The 22,587-nt window shown below is 63.8% G+C and carries 21 protein-coding genes; 14 read left to right on the forward strand and 7 right to left on the reverse strand.

What is annotated here, in order from left to right; translation table 11 throughout:
- Positions 1-88: 88 nt before the first annotated feature.
- The 4 genes from DIE23_RS30810 to DIE23_RS30825 all read left to right on the forward strand — a co-directional run bounded on the left by DIE23_RS30810 (position 89) and on the right by DIE23_RS30825 (position 3,848).
- Complete coding sequence (locus tag DIE23_RS30810) at positions 89-1,021, forward strand: 4-hydroxyproline epimerase (protein ID WP_124615595.1); 933 nt, start codon at positions 89-91, stop codon at positions 1,019-1,021.
- A complete protein-coding gene (locus tag DIE23_RS30815) occupies positions 1,018-2,145 on the forward strand; it encodes an FAD-binding oxidoreductase (protein ID WP_124615575.1) in 1,128 nt (375 codons plus the stop codon). Before DIE23_RS30810 ends, DIE23_RS30815 begins: the two co-directional genes overlap by 4 nt.
- Positions 2,146-2,349: 204 nt before the next feature.
- On the forward strand, positions 2,350-2,583 hold the full coding sequence (locus tag DIE23_RS30820) for a (2Fe-2S)-binding protein (RefSeq protein WP_124615576.1): 234 nt from the start codon (positions 2,350-2,352) through the stop codon (positions 2,581-2,583).
- A complete protein-coding gene (locus tag DIE23_RS30825; protein ID WP_124615577.1) occupies positions 2,580-3,848 on the forward strand; it encodes an FAD/NAD(P)-binding oxidoreductase in 1,269 nt (422 codons plus the stop codon). The genes DIE23_RS30820 and DIE23_RS30825 overlap by 4 nt, the downstream gene beginning before the upstream one ends.
- Before the next feature lie 45 nt (positions 3,849-3,893).
- Here DIE23_RS30825 and DIE23_RS30830 read toward each other — a convergent pair whose 3' ends face one another.
- Positions 3,894-4,838: a LysR substrate-binding domain-containing protein gene (locus DIE23_RS30830; RefSeq protein ID WP_124615578.1), complete on the reverse strand. Its 945-nt coding sequence runs from the start codon at positions 4,836-4,838 to the stop codon at positions 3,894-3,896.
- A 164-nt stretch (positions 4,839-5,002) separates the two neighbouring features.
- Between DIE23_RS30830 and gtdA the strand changes: the two genes are divergently transcribed.
- From gtdA to DIE23_RS30870, 8 genes are all read left to right on the forward strand, one after another.
- Positions 5,003-6,049 carry a gentisate 1,2-dioxygenase gene (gene gtdA / locus DIE23_RS30835; RefSeq protein ID WP_124615579.1) on the forward strand — a complete coding sequence of 349 codons (1,047 nt, stop codon included), beginning with the start codon at positions 5,003-5,005 and terminating at the stop codon, positions 6,047-6,049.
- Between the two features lie 99 nt (positions 6,050-6,148).
- Positions 6,149-6,847 carry a fumarylacetoacetate hydrolase family protein gene (locus DIE23_RS30840; protein ID WP_124615580.1) on the forward strand — a complete coding sequence of 233 codons (699 nt, stop codon included), beginning with the start codon at positions 6,149-6,151 and terminating at the stop codon, positions 6,845-6,847.
- Positions 6,848-6,881: 34 nt separating this feature from the next.
- Positions 6,882-7,523 (forward strand): maleylacetoacetate isomerase, encoded by a 642-nt coding sequence (maiA, locus tag DIE23_RS30845; RefSeq protein WP_124615581.1) that lies wholly within the window; start codon positions 6,882-6,884, stop codon positions 7,521-7,523.
- Positions 7,524-7,542: 19 nt separating this feature from the next.
- Positions 7,543-8,751 carry a 3-hydroxybenzoate 6-monooxygenase gene (locus DIE23_RS30850; protein WP_124615582.1) on the forward strand — a complete coding sequence of 403 codons (1,209 nt, stop codon included), beginning with the start codon at positions 7,543-7,545 and terminating at the stop codon, positions 8,749-8,751.
- Between the two features lie 76 nt (positions 8,752-8,827).
- Complete coding sequence (locus DIE23_RS30855) at positions 8,828-10,189, forward strand: aromatic acid/H+ symport family MFS transporter (RefSeq protein WP_124615583.1); 1,362 nt, start codon at positions 8,828-8,830, stop codon at positions 10,187-10,189.
- A 130-nt stretch (positions 10,190-10,319) separates the two neighbouring features.
- Entirely contained in the window at positions 10,320-10,670 is a 351-nt protein-coding gene (locus tag DIE23_RS30860) for a helix-turn-helix transcriptional regulator (RefSeq protein WP_124615584.1), read from the forward strand.
- A complete protein-coding gene (locus tag DIE23_RS30865) occupies positions 10,660-11,094 on the forward strand; it encodes a YeeE/YedE family protein (protein ID WP_124615585.1) in 435 nt (144 codons plus the stop codon). Before DIE23_RS30860 ends, DIE23_RS30865 begins: the two co-directional genes overlap by 11 nt.
- 1 nt (position 11,095) lies before the next feature.
- Complete coding sequence (locus tag DIE23_RS30870) at positions 11,096-11,518, forward strand: DUF6691 family protein (protein ID WP_124615586.1); 423 nt, start codon at positions 11,096-11,098, stop codon at positions 11,516-11,518.
- A gap of 128 nt (positions 11,519-11,646) precedes the next feature.
- On the opposite strand, the gene DIE23_RS30875 is transcribed toward DIE23_RS30870, so the two are convergent.
- The gene (locus DIE23_RS30875) at positions 11,647-11,997 is read right to left on the reverse strand and encodes a hypothetical protein (RefSeq protein ID WP_124615587.1); all 351 of its coding nucleotides are present in this window, start codon (positions 11,995-11,997) and stop codon (positions 11,647-11,649) included.
- A 203-nt stretch (positions 11,998-12,200) separates the two neighbouring features.
- On the opposite strand from DIE23_RS30875, the gene DIE23_RS30880 reads away from it, so the two are divergent.
- On the forward strand, positions 12,201-13,685 hold the full coding sequence (locus DIE23_RS30880; protein ID WP_185646569.1) for a PLP-dependent aminotransferase family protein: 1,485 nt from the start codon (positions 12,201-12,203) through the stop codon (positions 13,683-13,685).
- Between the two features lie 144 nt (positions 13,686-13,829).
- Here DIE23_RS30880 and DIE23_RS30885 read toward each other — a convergent pair whose 3' ends face one another.
- The 5 genes from DIE23_RS30885 to DIE23_RS30905 form a co-directional block, all read right to left on the reverse strand.
- Positions 13,830-14,105, reverse strand: coding sequence for a hypothetical protein (locus tag DIE23_RS30885; protein WP_124615589.1), 276 nt, complete (start codon positions 14,103-14,105; stop codon positions 13,830-13,832).
- A 314-nt stretch (positions 14,106-14,419) separates the two neighbouring features.
- The gene (locus DIE23_RS30890) at positions 14,420-15,928 is read right to left on the reverse strand and encodes a TniQ family protein (protein ID WP_124615590.1); all 1,509 of its coding nucleotides are present in this window, start codon (positions 15,926-15,928) and stop codon (positions 14,420-14,422) included.
- A gap of 177 nt (positions 15,929-16,105) precedes the next feature.
- Positions 16,106-17,578 carry a TniQ family protein gene (locus DIE23_RS40895; protein ID WP_124615591.1) on the reverse strand — a complete coding sequence of 491 codons (1,473 nt, stop codon included), beginning with the start codon at positions 17,576-17,578 and terminating at the stop codon, positions 16,106-16,108.
- Complete coding sequence (locus DIE23_RS30900) at positions 17,508-18,620, reverse strand: ATP-binding protein (protein WP_185646571.1); 1,113 nt, start codon at positions 18,618-18,620, stop codon at positions 17,508-17,510. The genes DIE23_RS40895 and DIE23_RS30900 overlap by 71 nt, the downstream gene beginning before the upstream one ends.
- On the reverse strand, positions 18,604-21,276 hold the full coding sequence (locus DIE23_RS30905) for a DDE-type integrase/transposase/recombinase (RefSeq protein ID WP_124615593.1): 2,673 nt from the start codon (positions 21,274-21,276) through the stop codon (positions 18,604-18,606). The genes DIE23_RS30900 and DIE23_RS30905 overlap by 17 nt, the downstream gene beginning before the upstream one ends.
- A 966-nt stretch (positions 21,277-22,242) precedes the next feature.
- Between DIE23_RS30905 and DIE23_RS30910 the strand changes: the two genes are divergently transcribed.
- A partial coding sequence (locus tag DIE23_RS30910) for a transposase (RefSeq protein ID WP_148093479.1) occupies positions 22,243-22,587 on the forward strand: 345 nt, incomplete at its 3' end.

Here is a 22,587-nt window from a genome sequence, read left to right on the forward strand (position 1 = left end):
TTCGTCGCCGTCCTCATCGAAAAGCCACAAGCGGACGGACGCGCGACGGAGGAAGCTATGCTCCTTTCCCCACTTCGGACGGCTCATGATGAAGCGCATCCAGATCATCGATTCGCACACGGGCGGCGAACCCACGCGGCTCGTCGTGTCCGGTTTCCCCTCGCTCGGCAACGGCACGATGGCCGAGCGCCGCGACGTGCTCGCGCGCGAGCATGATCGCTATCGCACCGCGTGCATTCTCGAGCCGCGCGGCAGCGATGTGCTGGTCGGCGCGCTGCTGTGCGAACCCGTGTCGCCGGAGGCTGCGGCCGGCGTGATCTTCTTCAACAACAGCGGTTACCTCGGGATGTGCGGGCACGGCACGATCGGCGTCGTGCGCACACTGCATCACATGGGCCGCATCGAGCCGGGCGTGCACCAGATCGAAACGCCGGTCGGCACCGTCGAGGCGACGCTGCACGACGACCTGTCGGTCAGCGTGCGCAACGTGCTCGCGTACCGCCATGCGAAGGCCGTCAACGTCGACGTGCCGGGTTACGGCCCCGTGAAGGGCGACATCGCGTGGGGCGGCAACTGGTTCTTCCTGATCAGCGATCACGGCCAGCGCGTGGCCGGCGACAACGTCGCGGCGCTGACCGCCTATTCGTCCGCGGTGCGTGCAGGGCTCGAGCGCGCGGGCATCACCGGCGCGAACGGCGGCGAGATCGACCATATCGAACTGTTCGCGGACGATCCCGAGCACGACAGCCGCAGCTTCGTGCTGTGCCCGGGCCATGCGTACGACCGGTCGCCGTGCGGCACCGGCACGAGCGCGAAGCTCGCGTGCCTCGCGGCCGACGGCAAGCTCGAACCGGGCGTCGCATGGCGGCAAGCGAGCGTGATCGGCAGCGTGTTCCAGGCGAGCTATGCGCAGGCCGACGGCGGCATCGTGCCGACGATCCGCGGCAGCGCGCACCTGAGCGCGGAAGCGACGCTGCTGATCGAGGAAGACGATCCGTTCGGCTGGGGCATCGTGTCGTGAGCGAGACCCGGACCGACGTCGTCGTGATCGGCGCCGGCATCGTCGGCGCGGCGTGTGCGCATGAACTCGCGCAGCGCGGGCTGCGCGTGCTCGTCGTCGACGACGCGAGCGGCGGTGCAACCGGCGCCGGCATGGGGCACCTCGTCGCGATGGACGACAACGCGGCCGAGCTCGCGCTGAGCCATTATTCGATCGAACTGTGGCGCGCGCTCGCCGGCGAGATGCCGGAAGGCTGCGCGTACCGCAACTGCGGCACGCTGTGGCTCGCGGCCGATGCCCACGAGATGGACCTCGCACGCACCAAGCAGGCGACGCTCGCCGCGCACGGCGTGGCGGGCGAACTGATCGACGCGGCGACGCTCGCTCAATGGGAGCCGATGCTGCGGGCGGGCCTCGGCGGCGCGCTGAAGATTCCCGGCGACGCGATTCTCTATGCACCCGTCGCCGCGAGCTGGCTGTTGCAGCGCGCGCCGGGCATCACGTTGCGGCGCGATCGCGCGGTGGCGGTCGACGGCGCGAGCGTGACGCTCGCGAGCGGCGACACGCTGCGTGCGGAACGCGTCGTCGTCGCGAACGGCGTCGCCGCGCGCACGCTGTTACCAGAATTGCCGCTGCGTCCGAAGAAGGGGCACCTGCTGATCACCGACCGCTATCCGCGCCAGGTGTCGCACCAGCTCGTCGAGCTTGGTTATGCGGCGAGCGCGCATGCGAGCGACGGTACGTCGGTCGCATTCAACGTGCAGCCGCGGCCGACCGGCCAACTGCTGATCGGCTCGTCGCGCCAGTTCGACACCGAGGACGCACGCATCGAGCCGCCGGTCCTCGCACGCATGCTGCGCCGCGCGGCCGGCTACCTGCCGGAGCTGGCCGACCTGAACGGGATTCGCGCATGGACGGGCTTCCGTTCCGCGAGCCCTGACGGCCTGCCGCTGCTCGGCGAACATCCGGCGCGGCCGGGCGTGTGGCTCGCGGTCGGGCACGAAGGGCTCGGCGTGACGACCGCGCCGGGCAGTGCGCGGCTCATCGCCGCGCTGATGACCGGCGAACGGCCGCCCATCGACATCGAACCGTATTTGCCGGGACGTTTCCTGACGACGTCCCCCGTAGCCGGAGCGCTGACATGAAACGACCCCCACGCTCACTTCGTTCGCTTGGGGGGACGCAGTCCCCCCATCCCTCGAAGGCCGATTCCCGTACGTGCAGGGCGGCCCGGCGGAGGCTGACATGAAACGACCCCCACGCTCACTTCGTTCGCTTGGGGGGACGCAGTCCCCCCATCCCTCAAAGGCCGATTCCCATACGTGCAGGGCGGCCCGGCGGAGGCTGACATGATCATTCATCTGGACGGCCGCGCGCTGACGGTGGCCGACGGTGCGACCGTCGCGACTGCCATCTCGGCGAGCGGCGACGACACGACGCGTGTGTCGTGCACGGGTGCGGCGCGTGCGCCGTTTTGCGGTATGGGCATCTGCCAGGAGTGCAGGATGACGATCGACGGCCGCCGTCGTCTGGCTTGCCAGACGCTGTGCCGCGACGGGATGCGGGTGGAGCGCACGCGATGAAACAGGAACGACTGAGCGTCGACGTCGCGATCGTCGGCGCGGGCCCGGCCGGGCTGTCGGCGGCGCGGGCCGCCGCACGAAGCGGTGCGACGGTCGCGATCGTCGACGACAACCCGCGCGCGGGCGGGCAGATCTGGCGCCAGGCGGCGGCCGCGACGCCCGTGCCGGCCGCGGCGGAACGTCTTGCGGTGCTGCGTCAGCCGAACGTCAAGCATCTCGCGGCCACGCGCATCGTCGCCGAAACGCAGCCGGGCACGCTGCTGCTCGAGGACGACGAGCGCGGGTTCCTGCTCGAATTTCGCACGCTGATCGTGTGCTGTGGCGCGCGCGAGTTGCTGCTGCCGTTCCCGGGCTGGACGCTGCCGGGCGTGACCGGCGCGGGCGGCCTGCAGGCGCTGATCAAGTACGGCCTCGATGTGCGCGGGCAGCGCACCGTGATCGCCGGCAGCGGCCCGCTGCTGCTCGCGAGCGCGGCGACGGCCCGTCAGGCCGGCGCGCAGGTATCGCACGTGCTCGAACAGGCCGCGTGGAGCGATGTGGCCGGTTTCGGCGCGGGGCTGTGGCGCTGGCCGTCGAAACTCGCGCAAGCCGCGAAGCTCGTCACGACCGCCTACCGGCCCAATGCATATGTCGTCGAAGCGTTCGGCGACAAGCGGCTCGAACGCGTGCGGATCCGGCAGGGCGAGCGCGAGTTCGAGGTCGACTGCGACCGGCTCGCATGCGGCTTCGGCCTCGTGCCGAATACCGTGCTGCCGAGCCATCTCGGCTGCCGGATCGAGAACGGCGCGGTCGTGGTCGACGCACACCAGTACACGAGCCGCGACGGGTGTTTCGCGGCGGGCGAGTGCACGGGTGTCGGCGGCAGCGAACTGGCGATGGTCGAAGGCGAGATCGCGGGCTACGCGGCCACCGGGCAGACAGCGCCGCTGGCCGCACTGGTTGCGCAGCGCGCGCGCTGGCAGGCGTTCGCGGATGCGGTGCGCGAGCGCTTCGCGATCCGCGAGCCGATCCGCCGGCTCGCGCGGCCCGATACGCTGCTGTGCCGTTGCGAGGACGTGCGCTTCGACGCGGTCGCGCCGGCGCCGGGCTGGACGGCCGCGAAGCTGCAGACGCGCTGCGGGATGGGTGCATGCCAGGGCCGCGTGTGCGGCGCGGCCGCGCAGGCGCTGTTCGGCTGGACGCCGCCGGTGCCGCGAACGCCGCTCGTGCCCGCACGGGTCGGCACGTTGATGCTGGACGACACGGCGTCCTGCGACGGCGCCTGATGCGTCACGGCGAAGCGCCCGGTTCGCGCCGGGCCGCTTCGCCGCTCATTCCACCTTCACTTTCTCCCATCCGCCCACCTGCGGCGCCGCACAGGCACGCAGGCACTCGATCGCGGCGGCCACGGCCGCGCGATTCGCGCTGTCCGGGTGCCAGTACATCGATACCGCGCCCTGACCCTCGAGCCGCATCGGCAGGATGCGGATCGCGTTCAATTGCTCGAAGCGCCGCGCGGCACGATGCGAAGCGACGCCCAGCAGGTCGGTGTTGTTCAGCAGCGTGAGGTTCAGGATCGACGAATTCGATTCGACGCAGTGCGGCGGCTGCACGCGGCCGGCGGCCGTCAGCGCGACCTGCAGCGCGTTGTGCACGGGCGTGCCTGGCGGCCAGACGATCCACGAGTGGGCCAGCACCTCGTCCCAGCCGACCGATGCCGCGCCGACGAGCGGGTGATCGGGCCGCGCGACGAACACCACCGGATCGACATACAGCGCTTCGGCGTGCAGGTGCGGATCGACGGACGCCGAGCCGGAACGGCCGACGACGATGTCCAGCTCGCCGCGCGCGAGCTGCGGCATCAACTGGTTCATCGTGCTCTCCGCGAGCCGCACCTGCGCACGCGGCATCCGCTTCAGCAACTGCGATACCGCGAGCGGCACCGTGTCGGCGGCCGCCACGCCCGACGTGCCGATCGTGACCAGGCCGCTGCCGCCTTCGCGCAGTGCGGCCATGTCGTCGCGCGCGACGTCGAGCTGCGCCTCCACGCGGCGTGCATGCTCGATCAACGCGTCGCCGTAGGCCGTCGGCCGCAAGCCGCGCGCATGCCGCTCGAACAGCGGCAGCCCGACGTCCTCTTCGAGTTCCTTCAGCCATTTCGACAGCGCGGGCTGGGTGGTCGCGAGCGCCGCCGCCGACTGGCTCAGGTTGCCCGTGCTGGCCAGGCTCAGCAGGACCTGCAGGTGCCGCAATCGCAGCCGGTGGGTCCAGTCCATTGCACGCTCCGTATCGGAAGGTATATCCGAAATCATATGGATTAGATGATTTCGCCATTTTACTGGGTATGTCTGCGTCGAATATAAATGCGCTAACGGACTGCGGCATGCGGTCCCCGACCCGACACAGCGCCGACCGCGATCGGCCGCCCCAAGGAGACATCATGACCAGCCGACACCCGGATACATCGCGCGCCGACTACTACGCCAGGATCGCCGAGCAACGCCTCGCGCCGTTGTGGGAATCGCTGCATAACCTCGTGCCGAAAACGCCGCAGCCCGCCGCGCTGCCCGCGATCTGGAAGTACGCGCAGGTGCGCGACCTGGTGATGCAGGCCGGTAGCGTGATCAGCGCGGAAGAAGCCGTGCGCCGCGTGCTGGTGCTGGAGAACCCGGGGCTGCCCAGCAAGTCGAGCATGACGCCGACCCTGTACGCAGGCCTGCAGCTGATCCTGCCCGGCGAGATCGCGCCGAGCCACCGGCATACGCAGTCGGCGCTGCGCTTCATCGTCGAAGGCAAGGGCGCCTGGACCGCGGTGAACGGCGAGCGCACGACGATGCATCCGGGCGACTTCATCATCACGCCGTCGTGGGCGTGGCACGACCACGGCAACCCGTCGGTGGAAGACGGCGGCGAGCCGGTCGTGTGGCTCGACGGGCTCGACATCCCGCTCGTCGCGAACCTCGACGCGGGCTTCGCGGAAAACTATCCGGAAGCCGAGCAGCCCGTCAGCCGCGCGGAAGGCGATAGCTTCGCGCGCTTCGGCCACAACATGGTGCCGGTGCGGCATCGCGTCGGCGACCCGACGTCGCCGGTGTTCAGCTATCCGTATGCGCGCACCCGCGAGGCGCTCGACGCGCTGTACCGCAACGGCGAGCTCGACGCGTGGGACGGCGTGAAGCTGCGCTACGTGAACCCCACGACGGGCGGCTGGCCGATGCCGACGATTGCAACCTTCATGCAGTTCCTGCCCGCCGGGTTCGACGGCCGCACGTATCGCAGCACCGACGCGACGATCTACTGCGTCGTCGAAGGCAGCGGTACCGCGTACATCGGCGGCGACGCGTTCGCGTTCGACGCGCACGACATCTTCGTCGCGCCGTCGTGGGTGCCGGTGCGGCTGTCGGCGTCGTCCGACAGCGTGCTGTTCAGCTATTCCGACCGACCTGTGCTGTCCGCGCTGAACCTGTTGCGCGAAGCGCGCGACTGACGCGGCCGGTTGCCCCGATTTCCCCGATTTCCCCGATTCGTCCGGTGCGCTGCCGACGCGGCGCGCGGTTCTTCTTTCATGCTCACGCTGGAGCCGTTCATGACTTACGTTTTCCCGCCCGAAGCGCCGGTGGCGCTTCCCGTCGCCGGTAGCGACGCCCGCTTCGCGGTGCGCCGCGTGTACTGCGTCGGCCGCAACTACGCGGCCCATGCGCGCGAAATGGGCTTCGATCCCGATCGCGAGCCGCCGTTCTTCTTCTGCAAGCCTGCCGATTCGATCGTGCCGGTCGCCTACGGCGAAACGCTCGATCTCGCGTATCCGTCGCAGACGCAGAACTACCACTACGAAGCCGAGCTCGTCGCGGTGATCGGCAAGGGCGGGGCGGACATTCCGCTCGAACGCGCGCTCGAGCACGTGTGGGGCTATGCGGTCGGCCTCGACATGACGCGCCGCGACCTGCAGATGAAGATGCGCGAGATGGGCCGGCCGTGGGAAATCGGCAAGGCGTTCGATCGTTCCGCGCCGATCGGCCCCGTGCATCCGGCGAGCGAAGTCGGTCATTTCGAGCAGGCCGGCGTGTGGCTGACCGTCAACGGTGCGACGAAGCAGAAGAGCGACGTGTCGCACCTGATCTGGTCGGTCGCGGAAACGGTGGCCGACCTGTCGAAGTTCTTCCGCCTCGAACCGGGCGACGTGATCTTCACCGGCACGCCGGAAGGTGTCGGCGCGGTGGTCAAGGGCGACGTGATGCAGGTCGGCATCGAGCGTCTCGGCGAACTGGCCGTGCGCGTGGTCTGACGCACGCTCCTCGCTTTCCTCGAAAGGTCACATCGTGCAATTGCATAGCTTCTTCAACAGTTCGACATCCTATCGGGTGCGCATCGCGCTCGCGCTGAAAGGACTGCCGTACGACACGCTGCCCGTGAACATCCGCACGGGCGAGCACCGCGAGGCCGGCTACGTCGCGCGGGTGAATCCGTCGGCGTCGGTGCCGGCGCTGGTCGACGGCGATTTCCGTCTCGGCCAGTCGCTCGCGATCATCGACTACCTCGACCAGATTCATCCGGCGCCGCGGCTGATTCCGCTCGAACCGCGGCAGCGCGCGCGCGTGCTGGAACTCGCGACGCTGATCGCATGCGACATCCATCCGATCAACAACCTGCGCGTGCTGCGCTACCTCGACAGCGAACTGCAGGTCACGCCGCAGCAGAAGAGCGCGTGGTACCGGCACTGGGTCGCGGAAGGGATGGCCGGCGTCGAGCGGCTGCTCGCGCGTGCGGACACCGGTCCGTGGTGTTTCGGCGATGCGCCGACGCTCGCCGACGTATGCCTCGTGCCGCAGGTCGCGAACGCGCTGCGGATGGATTGCGACCTGGGCGCGTATCCGCGCAGCCTGGCGATTTATGAACACGCTCGGCGCGAGCCGGCATTCGACGCGGCGCAGCCGCAGCGGCAACCGGACTACGTCGCGTAAAACGAAGCAGGAGACAGACATGGACGAGACAAACAACACAGGCCGGCGCGTACTCGTGATCGGCGGCGGTATCGGCGGGCTCGCGACCGCGCTGGCGCTCGCGCGCCAGGGCATTCGCGTGAAGCTGCTCGAGCAGGCCGCGCAAATCGGCGAGATTGGCGCGGGCATCCAGCTTGCCGCGAATGCGTTCAACGCGCTCGACGCGCTGGGTGTCGGCGAGGCCGCGCGCAGCCGCGCGGTGTTCACCGACCGGCTGCAGCTGATGGATGCGGTCGATGCGCGGGAAGTCGCGTGCATCGATACGGGGGCCGCGTATCGCGAACGCTTCGGCAACCCGTATGCGGTGATCCATCGCGCGGACATTCAGCTGTCGATCTACGAGGCGGTCAAGGATCATCCGCTGATCGAATTCCGGACCAGCACGCAGGTGTGCGGGTTCGAGCAGGACGACAACGGCGTGACCGTGACCGACCAGCACGGCGAGCGCTATCGCGCCGACGCGGTGATCGGTTGCGACGGCGTGAAGTCCGCGATCCGGCACGCGCTGATCGGCGACGCGCATCGCGTGACGGGACACGTCGTGTACCGCGCGGTGGTCGACGTCGACAACATGCCGAAGGATCTGCAGATCAATGCGCCGGTCGTCTGGGCCGGCCCGCATTGCCATCTCGTCCACTATCCGCTGCGCGGCGGACGGCAGTACAACCTCGTCGTCACGTTCCACAGCCGCGAGCAGGAAACCTGGGGCGTGCGCGACGGCAGCAAGGAGGAAGTGCTGTCGTACTTCGACGGCATCCATCCGCTGCCGAAGCAGATGCTCGACCGGCCGACGTCGTGGAAGCGCTGGGCGACCGCCGATCGCGATCCGGTCGAGCACTGGAGCGCGGGCCGCGCGACGGTGCTCGGCGACGCCGCGCATCCGATGACGCAATACATCGCGCAGGGCGCGTGCCAGGCGCTCGAGGATGCGGTGACGCTCGGCGCGGCCGTCGCGCAGACGGACGGCGATTTCGAGGCCGCGTTCGCGCTGTACGAGCGCGTGCGGATTCCGCGCACGGCGCGCGTGCTGTATTCGGCGCGCGAGATGGGGCGGATCTATCACGCGAAGGGCGTCGAGCGGCAGGTGCGCAATGCGCTGTGGGTCGGACGCACGCAGGCGCAGTTCTACGACGCGCTCGACTGGCTGCACGGCTGGCGCGCGGAGGATTGCCTGAAGTCCGTCGCCTGACGCACTTCAGCCCGAATCCGGCGGCGCGCATTCCAACGACATCGCGCGCGACCGCCTTCATGGAGGAGACATCATCATGGCCAATACGCTGTCCATCGACGTCAGCGAATGGATCGACCGGCATCGCGTTGCACCGTTTCAGGTCGCGATCGTCGTGCTGTGCTTCCTGATCGTCGCGATCGACGGTTTCGACACGGCATCGATCGGGTTCATCGCCCCCGTCATCCGCGCGGAATGGGGGCTGTCGCCCGCGCAGCTCGCGCCGGTATTCGGCGCGGGGCTCGCCGGGCTGATGGCCGGCGCGCTCGTGTTCGGGCCGTTCGGCGACCGGTTCGGCCGCAAGCGCCTGCTGCTCGCTTGCGTTGCTTGCTTCGGCATCGCGAGTGCCGCGTCGGCGAGCGCGGGCGGTTTGACCGAATTGATCGCGTGGCGCTTCGTGACGGGCCTCGGGCTCGGCGGCGCGATGCCGAACGCGATCACGCTGACGTCCGAGTATTGCCCCGCGCGCCGGCGCTCGCTGCTCGTGACGACGATGTTCTGCGGTTTCACGATCGGCTCCGCGCTCGGTGGGCTCGCGGCCGCGTCGCTGATCGAACGCGACGGCTGGCGCGCGGTGCTCGTCGTCGGCGGTGCCGCGCCGCTGCTGCTCCTGCCGGTGCTCGCGTGGCGGCTGCCGGAGTCGGTGCGCTACCTCGTCAACACCGGCGCGGCGCGCGAGCGGATCGCGGCGATGCTCGAGCGTATCGCACCGGACCCGCATCTCGCGCACGCATCATTCGTCGCACCGCGCGGCAAGCCGGCCGGTTCGCCGCTCGGCCGCCTGTTCGGCGCCGACCTGCTGCGCGGCACGCTGCTGCTGTGGCTCACGTTCTTCATGAGCCTGCTCGTCATCTACCTGCTGTCGAGCTGGCTGCCGACACTGTTGCGCACGACCGGCGCGACGCTGCAGACGGCCGCGCGCGTGACCGCGATGTTCCAGGTCGGCGGCACGCTCGGCGCGATCGTGCTCGGCGGGCTGATGGACCGCTTCGATCCGCATCGCGTGCTCGGATGCAGCTATGTGGCGGCCGGTGTGTTCGTCGCGGCGATCGGCGTGCTGGCCGCGTCGCCGGCGGGCGCCGCGCTGGTTGTGTTCGCGGCCGGCTTCTGCGTGTCGGGCTCGCAGGTCGGCGCGAATGCGTTGTCGGCCGCGTTCTACCCGACCGAGTGCCGAACCACGGGCGTGAGCTGGGCGAACGGGATCGGCCGCAGCGGGTCGGTCGTCGGGTCGATGGCGGGCGGTGCGATGCTCGCGATGGGGCTGCCGTTGTCGACCGCATTCGCATTCGTCGCGGTGCCGTGCGTGATCGCCGGGATCGCGGTGCTGGTGCTTGGCGCGGTACGGGCCGGCGCGAAGCGCGCGGCGGCGGCCGATGCGATTGCCGGCGAACAGGCGTAGCGGAGCGATGCGAGGGCGGTGCTGAAGGCGCTTTCTCTTTCTGATCGGCGCGCGCCGGACGATGATGGTGGAGATCAATATTATATAAGTTGATATAATATTGATCCGTTAATCGTATGCCATCGACCTCATGAACGCCGATCCTTCCTCCGGGCTGCCCGAGCCCGATCAGATGCGCGCCGCCGCCGAGTCGGCGTGCGCGCTGCTCAAGGTGCTGTCCAATCCCGACCGGTTGCTGTTGCTGTGCGAACTGTCGCAGGGCGAATGCTGCGTGAGCGATCTCGAGGCGCGGCTGGATATTCGCCAGCCGACGCTGTCGCAGCAGCTCGGCGTGTTGCGGGACAACGCGCTCGTCCGCACGCGCCGCGAGGGCAAGAACATCCACTATTCGCTCGACAGCCCGGCCGCGATCGCGGTGATGGGCGTGCTGTACGAACAGTTTTGCGGCCCGGCCGCGAAGGGGACTCGCCATGCAGCTTGATGCGCTTCATTTCACGCCGTGGCTGTCGCTTGCCGGCGGCGTGCTGATCGGGCTGGCGGCCGCGTGGCTCGTCGCGTTCAACGGGCGGATCGCCGGAATCAGCGGCATCGTCGGCAGCCTGTTCACGGCCGGTGGCGCGGAGCGCGACTGGCGTGCCGCATTCGTCGCCGGGCTGATCGCCGCGCCGCTGATGATGCGTATCGCCGGTGCCGCCGTGACGCCGCAGGTCGATGCAGGCTGGGGAGCGTTGCTGGCGGCCGGCCTGCTGGTCGGGATCGGCACGCGCTATGCGGGCGGATGCACGAGCGGTCACGGCGTCTGCGGGCTGTCGCGCGGTGCGGCGCGATCGATCGTCGCGACGGCGGTGTTCATGGTCGCGGGTTTCGCGACCGTATTCGTGCAACGGCACGTGCTGGGGGGCTGACATGCAGGCAGGATTCGCGTTTCTGGCGGGGCTGCTGTTCGGCGTCGGCCTCATCGTGTCGGGGATGGCCAACCCGCAGAAGGTGCTCGGTTTTCTCGACCTGGCAGGCCGCTGGGATCCATCGCTCGCGTTCGTGATGGCCGGCGCGATCGGCGTCGCCGTGTTCGCGTTCGCATGGGCGAAGCGCCGGACGCGGTCGTTGCTCGGCCTGCCGATCCAGTGGCCGGCCGCGCGGACGATTACCGTGCGCCTCGTCGCCGGGAGCGCCGTGTTCGGCATCGGCTGGGGGCTTGCCGGGTTCTGCCCGGGGCCGGCGATCGTGTCGATCGGACTCGGGTCGGTCAAGGGCATCGCGTTCGTCGTCGCGATGCTGGTCGGGATGGCGTTGTTCGAATGGATCGAGCGCGCACGGAAGGCGCGATAGCAGGGCGGGGCTGCTGCGGACGACGTTGTTGTCGGCCCGGTCGAGTCGGCCCGGCGCGGTGAGGGTGCCGGACGGGATCGCGCTCGACGTCGGGGCCGGCGACACGGCGGCCACGTGACGACACCGCGTCAGGATTGCTCGCGCACATGCCGCTCGCCGAATCGCTGCGCGGACATCCGGCGCAGCCACGCGCGCCACGCGGCGAACACGCCGGGCCGGGCCGCGGGTTCCGCGACGGTCGCGACGACCGGCCCGGCACCGCCGGCGGACAACGCCACGTGACCGGCCGTCTCGATCGTCAGACATTCGCCTTCGTCGAGCACGCGGCGAACGTATCTCGGAGCATCAGGCAGCCAGTCGAGCCCGCCGTGCCGCAACGTGACCGCGAGCGCGCCGTCGAGCACGATGACCTGGCTGCCCTTGTCGAACCACGCAAAGTGGCCTTGGCCGGCGTCGAGCCGAATGTCTTGCGTTCGCATGGCGAGTCCTTTTCCCGGTTGCGCAGCCCCGCGACGGCGAGGCGACAGCGTGCAATCAGGTTAGGGAAACGCGCGCGGGCAGGACAGATTCAGGGGACGGGAATCTGTTACGGTGCAGGCGACGATTTCGTACTGCTGTATCGGTGGGTTTCCCGCGAATCTGTATCTGGCGTGCGCCAGGGCGCGCGGGCACGATGACCCGCATGACGCCCATCACCGACCCGTCCCGCACGCCTTTGCCGATGGCCGGCGAGCCGCTTTACGAACGGCTCGCCGAGCATTACCGCCGCATCATCGCGGCCGGCACGCTGTCGCCCGGCGACCGAATGCCGTCGGTGCGCGCATTCATGGCGCAGCACGGTGTGAGCCTGTCGACCGCGATCCAGGCGTTTCGGCGGCTCGAGGATACGGGCTGGTGCGAAGCCAGGCCGCGCTCGGGCTACTTCGTGCGACGCCGCGCGGCGGCCGCGCTCGACACGCTGCCGGAAAGCGACGGGCCGCCGCTGCGCGTCGAGCCGCCGTTCGCGGGGCTGCACGAACGCGTGTCGCGCGTGATCGATCGCGCGAATGCGATGCCCGATGCGCTGAATCTCGGTGGCGCGTCCGCGCTGGCGACGCTGTATCCGGCCGAGCGCCTGCAGGCGTTGGCGATCCGGCTGCTGCGGCGCAAGCCGACGCTGCTGACCGACGCGGGGCCGGTCGGCGGGTCGCCCGAATTCCGGCAGACGATGGCCAAACGCGCGCTGTCGTACGGCGTGACCGTGGCGCCGGACGACGTGATGTCGACGAGCGGCGGCGTCGATGCCGTGAATCTCGCACTGCGCGCGGTGGCGCGCCCCGGCGACACGATCGCGATCGAATCGCCGGCCTTTTTCGGCTTGATCCAGCTGCTCGAAAGCCTCGGCCTGCGTGCGCTCGAGATTCCGGCCAGCCCGACGACCGGGCTGTCGATCGAAGCGCTCGACGTGGCGCTGACCGCGTACCCGGACATTCGGGCCGTGGTGGTCGTGCCGAACCTGCAGAACCCGCTCGGCAGCGTGATGCCCGACGAACGCAAGGCCGCGCTGGTCGCACTGTGTTCGCGTCACGGTGTAGCCGTGATCGAGGACGAGCCGTATCGCGAGCTCGTCGAAGCGCCGCACGCGGTGAAGCCCGTAAAGGCATGGGATCGCGACGGCACGGTGATCTACTGCCCGTCGTTCAACAAGGTGCTGGCGCCCGGGATGCGGCTCGGCTGGATGAGCGCGGGCCGCTGGCACGCGCGCGTGAAGATGCTCAAGTTCGCGCACAGCCGGCACAACGCCGCGTTGCTGCAGGCCGTCGCGGCCGAATTCGTCGGCTCGGGTGCGTTCGATCGCCACCTGCACCGGTTTCGCGAACAACTGCGCGTGCAACGCGATGTGACGATCGATGCGATCGCGCGCCATTTTCCGGCCGGCACGCGGATGAACCGGCCGCCCGGCGGCATGCTGCTGTGGATCGCGTTGCCGGACGGCGTGCGTTCCGAAGCATTGTTCGATGCCGCGTTGGCACGCGGGGTAAGGATCGCGCCAGGCGCGATCTTCTCGAATTCCGACCGCTTTGACGCGTATATCCGGCTTGCCTGCACGCGGGTGTTCGACACGGCCCATGAAGCGGCGGTCGAAACGCTCGGCCAGTTGATACGCGACGCGGCGGCCGCTGTGTGAGCGGGGCGGGTGTCGGCCGGGCTGGCGCGCTGGCGACCGGACTCGGCGGTCGCGACGGGGGCACGGGCCGACCGATCCGGCACGTCGTCTGCGCGCCGGCCGGCCGCTGCGCCATGACGCGCCAACGATACGATTTCGGCGATTTCATCGGCTGACCGAGTGCGCGGCGAGGTGCTGACGGATCAGCGACAGGTAGCGATCGCCGACCGAGAAGTCGCGCGCGGCACGCGGCCGCTCCGCCTGGCGCAGCGTGGCCGGCGCGCTCACGCCCAGATACCGGCATACCGCAGACGGAAAGGGTTTGCGCGTATGCCCGAGCTGGCGCGCCGCGCGCTCGACGCGGGCGTCGCCGACCTGCGCACGCAGCCATGCCAGCACTTGGCGATCGGTGTCGTTGACGATACGGACCAGATGTTCCATCGCGCACCTCACTGTTCATAAATACAGTACTGTAAATATAACCAGTATATGAGGCGGCCGCAAGCAGGCGCACATGCACCTGTGTGGAGGTAACCATAAAACTTCCGTTTGGAAGCGATATGGTGAATTTTTAGCCGCAAGATGTAACATGACTAATGCACACCTGTGCTCGCGTTCTGGCACAGGAACCAATGGTGCGGGTGCCCCGCGAGGCTTATGGCACTTATTTGTTTAGGTTGACTGGCCGGGGTGTTGGCTATCGAGTCCGCGCCCACGTCGGCCGGAGCACCCCAGTCTGACGACTTGCGCACGTCCTATCCACGCGCTTGTTTGAAATGATGATTCGGACGCGGGGCAGTTTGTAGGGCAGCCAGCTGTATCTCCCGGATGCGATATGCGTCGTTGCTGGAGGCGAGCCCGTGCGCCCTCGCGAGGTGGGACAGTTTCCGCACACTCGGATACTCGCCCGCCTCGAGCATTTGGCGCGTTTTGGCGGAAATGTATTCCGTGAGAACCGTGTCCCGCTCTTGACGCCGTTCGTCATCGATTTTCGCGCGCAACGCTCGAGCGGCGTCGGCTACCTCGGTGCAGAGGGATGGAAAGCGCGCACTCACCAGGGCTGGCCGCAGTCCGAAAGATTTGGCTGCACAGGCGAGACTAGTAAAGGGCCGCGTGCCAGAGGCGACCTCCCGGAGGACGTGCTCGACTTCCGCCCAGTCCGTTGCGGGCGGCGGTTGAAGACTGGGGGGAGGTTGCATGGTGAACGGGAGTGGGCGCAAAGACGCGTTGCCGCAACGCGCGATGTCGCCGGCAAATAGGTCACGCAAACTGATCTGCAAGCCGTAAGAAATATTGAGCAGCATCCTCGGATTGGGGTAGCGTCGGCCGCGAAGCCATTCGGTGATATCGGACTTGAGGGCTCCGTGGTGCTGAGTGCTGGCGGTATGATCTCCCTGAAAGAGTCGCGCCGTGCAGGAATCGATTACATGCACAATCCGTTCGCGGTGTTCCGCCAATGTTCCCCGTGGGGGATAGACGAGCAGATCGGCAAAGCATTCTGCTGCCCACGCCTGATACGAGAGAACTGCTTCATCAAATGATTGGGGGCATGTCGGCGTCGTGGAACCGAGCCACGCGCCGCAACTCGAGCAGAAGCCACATAACTGTCGGCGGTTGAATTCGGGCATGCATCTGCGCCGGCATGTCGGGCATCGGTCTTCCAGGAGGCAACGGTGCCGTGGGCACATTTCGACATACTGTAGTGACCAAATCAGGCGCTCGTAGATGGGAGTGCCGGCCTTATGATCCTGGGCAAGACAAAGGGGACACCAACGACGCGCCGCACTCGTCAATTGACTCCTTTCGGAAAACGCGTTCGACCACGGGAGCAGCGTGAGAAGGCTCAAGTCTCGTCGGTCGAGCAACTGGTTTGCACGGATCACCCACGCACATGCTGTCGCGCCCTGCGCGTTAATCCGTTGCTTGGCGGGATGATGGCCGCTTCCTATATGCGGATATTTGAGTTCTCGATCGGATTCAAAATATTTCTCGACCAGTGCGCCCAACGCAATGTGCGATTGCGCCGCCAAACGGGTCAGATAGCTCGTCAATTTTTCGACATCGGCGGTCCGAAGGCCCATCGGTTCGAGATTGGGAAACAGCGTGCGCGGCGGGATCATGCTTTCATGCGGTGACACAGCAATTCCTTTCTGCGCGTTCGCTGGTTGGAGAGCGTATGCCAGCTTGCTGCGTGGCGCTTTCTGTTTTTTTTGACACATCCTTCTCAAACAGCAGAGGCTCATCTGGGCGATAAGCCTCTTCATCTAACTGACGCTCGGCGACACTTTTCAATTTGACCGTCCCAGATTGTTCGCGCGGAGTGCTTCTGTTCTCAGAGCGTTCTCACATTCGGCTGTCGCATGGTCGGCTGGATCACGTCACAGCTGATCCAGTCGCCGTGATTCCGCCGTTCCGTCAATCGATATCTCTCAGTTTTGCGTTCAATAGTGCTTCCTTCGATATTTTCGAGGTTCAAGACATGGCAGCGGTTCATCGTGTAGAACAGCACACCGTATCTGACTGATGCGACGTATGTCCTCGTTCGAACTCGTTGCGAGTCGCTGCGCTCTAGCGAGGGCATGGAGATAACAAATGGTCGGATGCTGGCCAGCACGCACCATATCGCGTATCTGGGCGGAGACATATTTGTATAACAATTTATCGCGTATTGCGCGGGCTTCTTCTCGGGATTTCGCATGATCCCTTGCCGCAATCCTTGCCACCTCGCTGCTGATTGCGGGGAAGTAGTGGTTCAACTGCCAGGATTGCACTCCCAATATTCTTGCGGCATGTGACAGACTGCGAACTTGACATTGGCCGGCGATGATTTGTTGGAGAAATAGTCTGATCCTCTCCCACTCCCTCGTGGTGCGGAGTCGGTTCTTTTTCGCGGGCGCCGTGTGCGGTAGGGGGCGGATTTCACGATCAACGCGAAGATGGCATTGTCCGTCCAACAGATTTCTCAGGGTTATCCGAAAGCAATACGAGAGCGCGAGGAGGAATTTCGCGTTGGGGTAGCCGCGGCCGTGGCGCCAAAAGGATATGTCCGACTCACGAATCCCTAAATGCTGACAAAGTGCAGCCATATCGCCACCGAAGATCTGTTCGCACAACGCATCCGTGACGGTCACAACGCGGGCTCGATGGGCGTCCAATTTTGCCGATGGGGGATGATGCAGCAGGTCAGCAAGGACTTCTGTCGCCCATATTTGACAGTCTGGTATCGCCTTGGACCGTGGTTGGGGCGGTGCGTGGCGCGGAGTGCCGAGCCACGCACCGCATGCCGAACAGAACCCGTTTAATTGCCGAGCGGTGAAATCCGACACCTGTTCGTGGGCACAGCTTGGGCAACGAGTCACGAAGTAACGGTGGTGACGCGGACACATAACGACATGCTGTATCGACCAAATGAGGCGTTCGTAGGCTGGGATCCGTCCTTGGCGGTCCTCGTCAAGACAGTCTGGGCACCATCGGCGTGCCGGATTGATCAACTGACAATTGGGGGAAAAAATGCTGGACCATGGTAATAGCGTGAGAAGGTCAAGGTCGTCACGACCCACCATTCGGTTCGCGCTGGTTACCCACGCGCCTGCCATTGCGCCATGCGCATTGACCAACCGCTTGTGTGGAGCTACCAATATTGTGCAATCGTATTCGATTCCATTGGGAGACTGAATATAATTCTTGACGAGCGCGCTCAACCTTATGTGGGAGTGCGTTGCCACCCGGATGAGGTAGCTCGTCAGTTTCTCAACGTATGGGGTTCCAAGCCCCATCGGCTCCAAATTCGGAAACGGCGTCCGCGCTGGCATCAGGGTGTGATGTGGTGACATGGCGGTACCTTTACGCGTTGTCTCGGCCTGGGGAGCGCACGCCCGGGCGATTTTTTCTGCCTCGGTTTTTCGTTGATGCATTGCGTGCGAGAAACGCAGGCAGGTTGGCGTACTCGCGCCCTTCGATGAGTCGATATCCCTCTAGAATTTCTTTGATGAGGGTGTCAAACTGTAGGCGACGGAAGTAATTGCGTCGAAGCATTTCGATCGCAATGGTCTTCTTCCCTTCGCTGATGGCGACGTTCACCGTGGCTTCGAGGATATCCTTCAGAAGACCAATGCACCCGAGTGATTGCTCAAATAGCTCAGCGCTGTACGCCGTAAGAGGAAAGGGCTCGCTAAAGGGAAGATGGTCCTGAAAGGTGGAAAGCGCCTCGGCGAACCCCTTGAGGCTGTGGTCGCGATAAGGTTCGAAGTGGACGATTTGACTTCTGCGCGTGAGTTGGCCAGTCTTGGTCGCAAGTTGGTAGAGGTCGTAAGCCCCAATCAGAATCAATCTTGTTTTGTTTTTGTTGATAATTGTTTTCAAAACGTTGGCTTCACGTTTTGAATCTGACGTTTTCGGGCCCGCCAAGATGTTGGATGCTTCATCGATCGCAACCACTGACGGGTTGCGCTGATCGAGTGCCTTACGAAATCGGGCCCGTAGCGCTCGGGAGGTGGGGTGACTGAGCGACTCAACCATTGGCACGTCGATCAACCGGCCATCAAGCGTGCGCGTGACCATTGGCAACGTTGCATCGATCAGCGGTACTTGGAGTGCTTCGAGTATCTCTTTATCAAGTTCGTACCAGTCGAAGCGATCAGAGCGCGTTCCTTCCGCTTCCACCATAATCGCGGGAATGGTTTGAGTATCATCCGGAAAATTTTGGAAATAAGTTTTAATGAGATTTTGAACAATATATTCACAGGCGACCGACTTGCCAACCCCCGCGGGGCCGGTGAGGATGATCATCCCTCTGTCGCTACCGTTAGTGATGCGCCGCATCAGTTCGTTGATCGTCTCCGTAAGCTTTGGGTGCCTAATTCTGAGGTCATGGAAGTAGCTCCGCCTGAATTCGGGTGAGGCGTTGGCGAGCATGTCCTTGCTGATACCAGTTGTCGTGCTAGAGTTCGTGTCCACGGAAATTCTCCTTTTGCAACTCTTCAAAAATATGAGAGAACCTTTGTTTGAGTTCCTCCTTGGTGTTGACATCTTCGTCGGTGAGTGGATTGACAGTCTCGTCGATCTCGAATGGTGTTGAAACGATGCGTTCATCTGGAATTCGCGCGTCCCGACTGTTGATTCGATTTGTCAATGAGGCAAGTTGCTCGGCACTGTCTAGTTGTGATTCTTCTACGCAACTTTGAAGGGTTAAATATTCGTCATTTAAGCTGCGCCGTTTATAATCGGATAACTTGTCAAGTGAGCCAAATTTGGTAGAATAAAGTGGAAACCACTCGTTATTGACGAGCGCATACGCGATATCCGGATAGAGGAGATGCGGTTTGACAACAACCTCCAGGCCATCGAATTCGCGTTTTTCAAGGCGTGGGTTGCGGTAATATTGATAATTCACCCAGATCCCGCGTTGACAATCTATTTTTCGTGTGCGTCCTCGAACCGATGGGAAGGCGACGGGAATCATGTCGGCCTCACGTCTGAGGCGATGGAGCCGGCGACCGCTTGCAGCGAGGCCAATTTCGAATCGCGATGCTGGGCTAACCAGCAGGGCCGGATGCCGAGTGGTGTCATAGATCGAGAAAAAGAATTCGGACAATCCTTCGTATATGTCCTCGAGGGTGAGCCTTGCGAGATTTTCTGGATCACTCTGCGGTGTAATTTCCCGCACATTTCGGAGGAGCTTGGTGTTACCCCAGAGATTGTAGATAAATTCGGATTGGGTGGTGCCGAACATCCGCTCAAGCACGCTCCCTGCTCGTGGTGCCGATTTTGGTCGCATCAGAATATCGATGCGGAGAAAAGCGCAAAGTTGTTCGAAGTCGATTGAGCCAAGATCCGAACCGCCATCGATGACGATCTGGTCAGGCACTCTTCCATATCGTCGAATCATATCAAACAAAGCGCACATGCAACTTCGATATCTTGGATTTCGGAGTGAGATATGGAATCCGAGAATCCGACGACTGAAGGCGCATATTATGAGTGTTAACCATGGTCGACCGAGTTCTTCACCTGTCAACTTCGAAATGACAATAATTTCAAGCTCTGTATGGTCTATGTGGGTTATTTGCATCGGGTAATCGCCATGGGTTGGCGTGTTGCGTTCCAACACCCAATAAAATGGTGCCTCCTGATAAGCTGCCTTGTGACCACGGCGCTTCCCTATCGAGTGGCAGGTCAGAATCTTTTTAATCCTTTTTAGAAATGTGTTCTTGGATACCACGCGAAGACCGGCTAATTCTAGTGCCGCTCGTATCGATCCGTAGGTATTCCATTTACTTGGGCCGATGAGCGTTTCGTAGTGCTCTTGGATCGCTTTTTGAATGATGTCATCAGTTCCGCTGTCAACTTTTGACGTGTGATTGCCGCGCAGATGCCATCGGGGGAGGAACGCTATCAGGGGATCCTGCCCGCGGCTTACCGCATCGGATTCCCTGCGCGCGTAACTGCGCCACGTACGATCCGAATATTTCTGAACGTCAGCAGATCGCTCGCCATCTTTCCATTTTTCATACAGGTTGAGCATATCCGATGCATGCTGAACCGCTTTGGGGGTCGCATACCGCAATGGGCTGTCCAGCACAAGCGGATCGACGACGGATTCACACGCGCCGTCGGGAACCAGCAGCCCGGAGCGATATTTCTGTGCCACCAGCTCATGCGTCATTTCGAACGGATCACCGTTCTCGGGCTTGATGATCAGGTGCAAATTACTGCTTGCGATGATCGTGAAGCTGGCCCCTGCGTAGTAGAGCTGGTGTCCCGGGCGGAACAATTCTGGACTCCACCCTTGTCCGAACGACCGGGGTCGATTCGAGAAGTGATCGTGGTAGTAGAGATCGCGGGCCGCGGCGTCACGAAAGAGTAGAAATTCGCTCACATCTTGAACAAATGATCGGTCGAAGTCGGCGACCACAAGGCTGTGCGCCAATGCCAAATAAATCTGGTCTCGATCTACGTCGCGCTTCGCGCCGAGGAGTTCCTGTAGCGTGCAGACCCCATTGCGCGACACATATTCCAGAACGAACTTGAGATCCGTGTCGCTCCGATGGGGTTGCGACCAGAGATAACTTTTGAGGAATTCCCGATTTCGATGACCTGTTCCGGCAAGCTCGTCGGAACAGCGCAGCCGATATTGCAAACCCAGCTCGGCAGCGGCGTGTTCGGCAGGCGCGCATCGGATCTGACGATCGACCTGGGTGTAGAGGCCAGGGGCATGTTTCAAGAGATTTTGACGTAGCTGCGGGGATACCCAGTCCTCCACGAAAAATCCTTGCGGGCCAAACCATAAAAACTGCGGGTAGTGGTTACGGCGAATCGTCCGGTTCGAGCGCGACCGGTACGCCAAATTCAATTCGAATGGTCGATCCAAGTATCCGGACACGGAATCGTCGAACATGTAGTGAAGGACCGCCGGACGCTCAGCCGTTCGATTGGCCGCTTGAATGACGAGCCCCATCTTGGGACACGCGCCAATTTCAGGCGAACTCTTCAAGGTCGGTTCCACACGTCGCGTGGGTTCGCGAAAGGCTCGCTCGACCATCGCTTGCGTGGGCGGTGGAATGTTATGGCGGGCGAAGAGACGAGGGAGTTCGTCTCTGTCAAAGGGAGTCATGCCGTACTCCTGGGTAACGTCAGCGGTGCCACGCGCCAAAAAGCGCGTGTGGATCTATCGCTGAAATCTTGGAAACAGCGAGGGATCGGCGTCCACAGGCGAACGACCGTCAGACACTTCCGATACCGCGCATTGGTGCCGGAGCGGAGCGAGGGAACAAAAGGGGGCTAGGGTTGACAGCGTGACCGCAACCGCTAGAATGGTGTTACTTACATGTAACACCGGAACGAATTGTTTGTTCCCCAAAAGCCTGGATGCGCCAACATCCGGGCTTTTTTCTTTTCCGGGGCGAATTAGACGCTATGTCGTCATTTTGGACTCCTTATTTGATGTCGCGGGATCTGTCGACGAGCGCGACCTGGGCGCAGGTTGTCGCCGACACAGGCGACATGCGATCGTTGCCACTCACTGCACGAGCGGGCTATGCGACCAATTCCGTTCTGCTCACTGACCGCCGAGACCAGATCGGCCGGACGTGATTCCGTATGCCGCTGGCGTACCGCTGCGAACTGACGGTCGGCGGTGAATTACAACGGGTTCCGCGCACACCTGTCGATGCGCTCCGGATACAAGAATCCGGCCTTCATGGGGCACGACGTTTGGAGTAAGGGCGTGTGTACGCGCTGGCGTGCAACGGAATGAGGTATCTGCGTATCAACGTACTGAATGAAATTGGGTTAGTCAAATTTCGTTATGCGGGCGGCTGGCATGCTTCCTGCTGAGAAGTTGTGAAATTAATAATGTGAGAGTATTGAATTTGAATGAAAATTACGATTAACAGATATATTTTTGTGAAGATTTTTAGTTTTGATTGGATGTGAATTTTTTCGATAGTAGCTGGCGAATGGGAGAGAGAATGGCGAAGAATGTCTACGAGTTAGAAGTTGTTGCGAAATTACGGATTAGGTCTGTTAACTTTTTCGAGAGAGTGTTAACTTTCTGTCTTGTTTTGCCTGACCGGAAGCGATGCGCCCAGAACTGATAGACGACGAGCTGTGGTCACTCATCGAACCTTTGCTGCCGAAGCGAGCGTCGCGGAACCGCCGCTATGCGGGACGCAAGCCGACGCCGGACCGAGCGGTGCTGACCGGCATCGTATTCGTGCTGCGCTCGGGCATCGCCTGGAATCTGCTGCCGCAAGAAATGGGCTGCGGCTCAGGCACCGCGTGCTGGCGGCGGTTGGTTGCATGGCAGGAGGCGGGCGTCTGGCAACGCATCCACGAGACGCTGCTGTCAGAGTTACGCCGTCGTGGCCAACTCGACATGGCACGCGCCATTGTCGACAGCTCTTCGGTTCGCGCGATGCTGGCG

This window comes from Burkholderia sp. Bp9143, from assembly GCF_003853645.1.
GTDB lineage: Bacteria > Pseudomonadota > Gammaproteobacteria > Burkholderiales > Burkholderiaceae > Burkholderia.

Coding starts and splice junctions, on each gene's coding strand:
- DIE23_RS30810 (WP_124615595.1), top strand. CDS start 89: ATGAAGCGCATCCAGATCATCGATTCGCACACGGGCGGCGAACCCACG.
- DIE23_RS30820 (WP_124615576.1), top strand. CDS start 2,350: ATGATCATTCATCTGGACGGCCGCGCGCTGACGGTGGCCGACGGTGCG.
- DIE23_RS30825 (WP_124615577.1), top strand. CDS start 2,580: ATGAAACAGGAACGACTGAGCGTCGACGTCGCGATCGTCGGCGCGGGC.
- DIE23_RS30830 (WP_124615578.1), bottom strand. CDS start 4,838: ATGGACTGGACCCACCGGCTGCGATTGCGGCACCTGCAGGTCCTGCTG.
- gtdA (WP_124615579.1), top strand. CDS start 5,003: ATGACCAGCCGACACCCGGATACATCGCGCGCCGACTACTACGCCAGG.
- DIE23_RS30840 (WP_124615580.1), top strand. CDS start 6,149: ATGACTTACGTTTTCCCGCCCGAAGCGCCGGTGGCGCTTCCCGTCGCC.
- DIE23_RS30850 (WP_124615582.1), top strand. CDS start 7,543: ATGGACGAGACAAACAACACAGGCCGGCGCGTACTCGTGATCGGCGGC.
- DIE23_RS30855 (WP_124615583.1), top strand. CDS start 8,828: ATGGCCAATACGCTGTCCATCGACGTCAGCGAATGGATCGACCGGCAT.
- DIE23_RS30860 (WP_124615584.1), top strand. CDS start 10,320: ATGAACGCCGATCCTTCCTCCGGGCTGCCCGAGCCCGATCAGATGCGC.
- DIE23_RS30865 (WP_124615585.1), top strand. CDS start 10,660: ATGCAGCTTGATGCGCTTCATTTCACGCCGTGGCTGTCGCTTGCCGGC.
- DIE23_RS30870 (WP_124615586.1), top strand. CDS start 11,096: ATGCAGGCAGGATTCGCGTTTCTGGCGGGGCTGCTGTTCGGCGTCGGC.
- DIE23_RS30875 (WP_124615587.1), bottom strand. CDS start 11,997: ATGCGAACGCAAGACATTCGGCTCGACGCCGGCCAAGGCCACTTTGCG.
- DIE23_RS30880 (WP_185646569.1), top strand. CDS start 12,201: ATGACGCCCATCACCGACCCGTCCCGCACGCCTTTGCCGATGGCCGGC.
- DIE23_RS30885 (WP_124615589.1), bottom strand. CDS start 14,105: ATGGAACATCTGGTCCGTATCGTCAACGACACCGATCGCCAAGTGCTG.
- DIE23_RS30890 (WP_124615590.1), bottom strand. CDS start 15,928: ATGAAGAGGCTTATCGCCCAGATGAGCCTCTGCTGTTTGAGAAGGATG.
- DIE23_RS40895 (WP_124615591.1), bottom strand. CDS start 17,578: ATGCATCAACGAAAAACCGAGGCAGAAAAAATCGCCCGGGCGTGCGCT.
- DIE23_RS30905 (WP_124615593.1), bottom strand. CDS start 21,276: ATGACTCCCTTTGACAGAGACGAACTCCCTCGTCTCTTCGCCCGCCAT.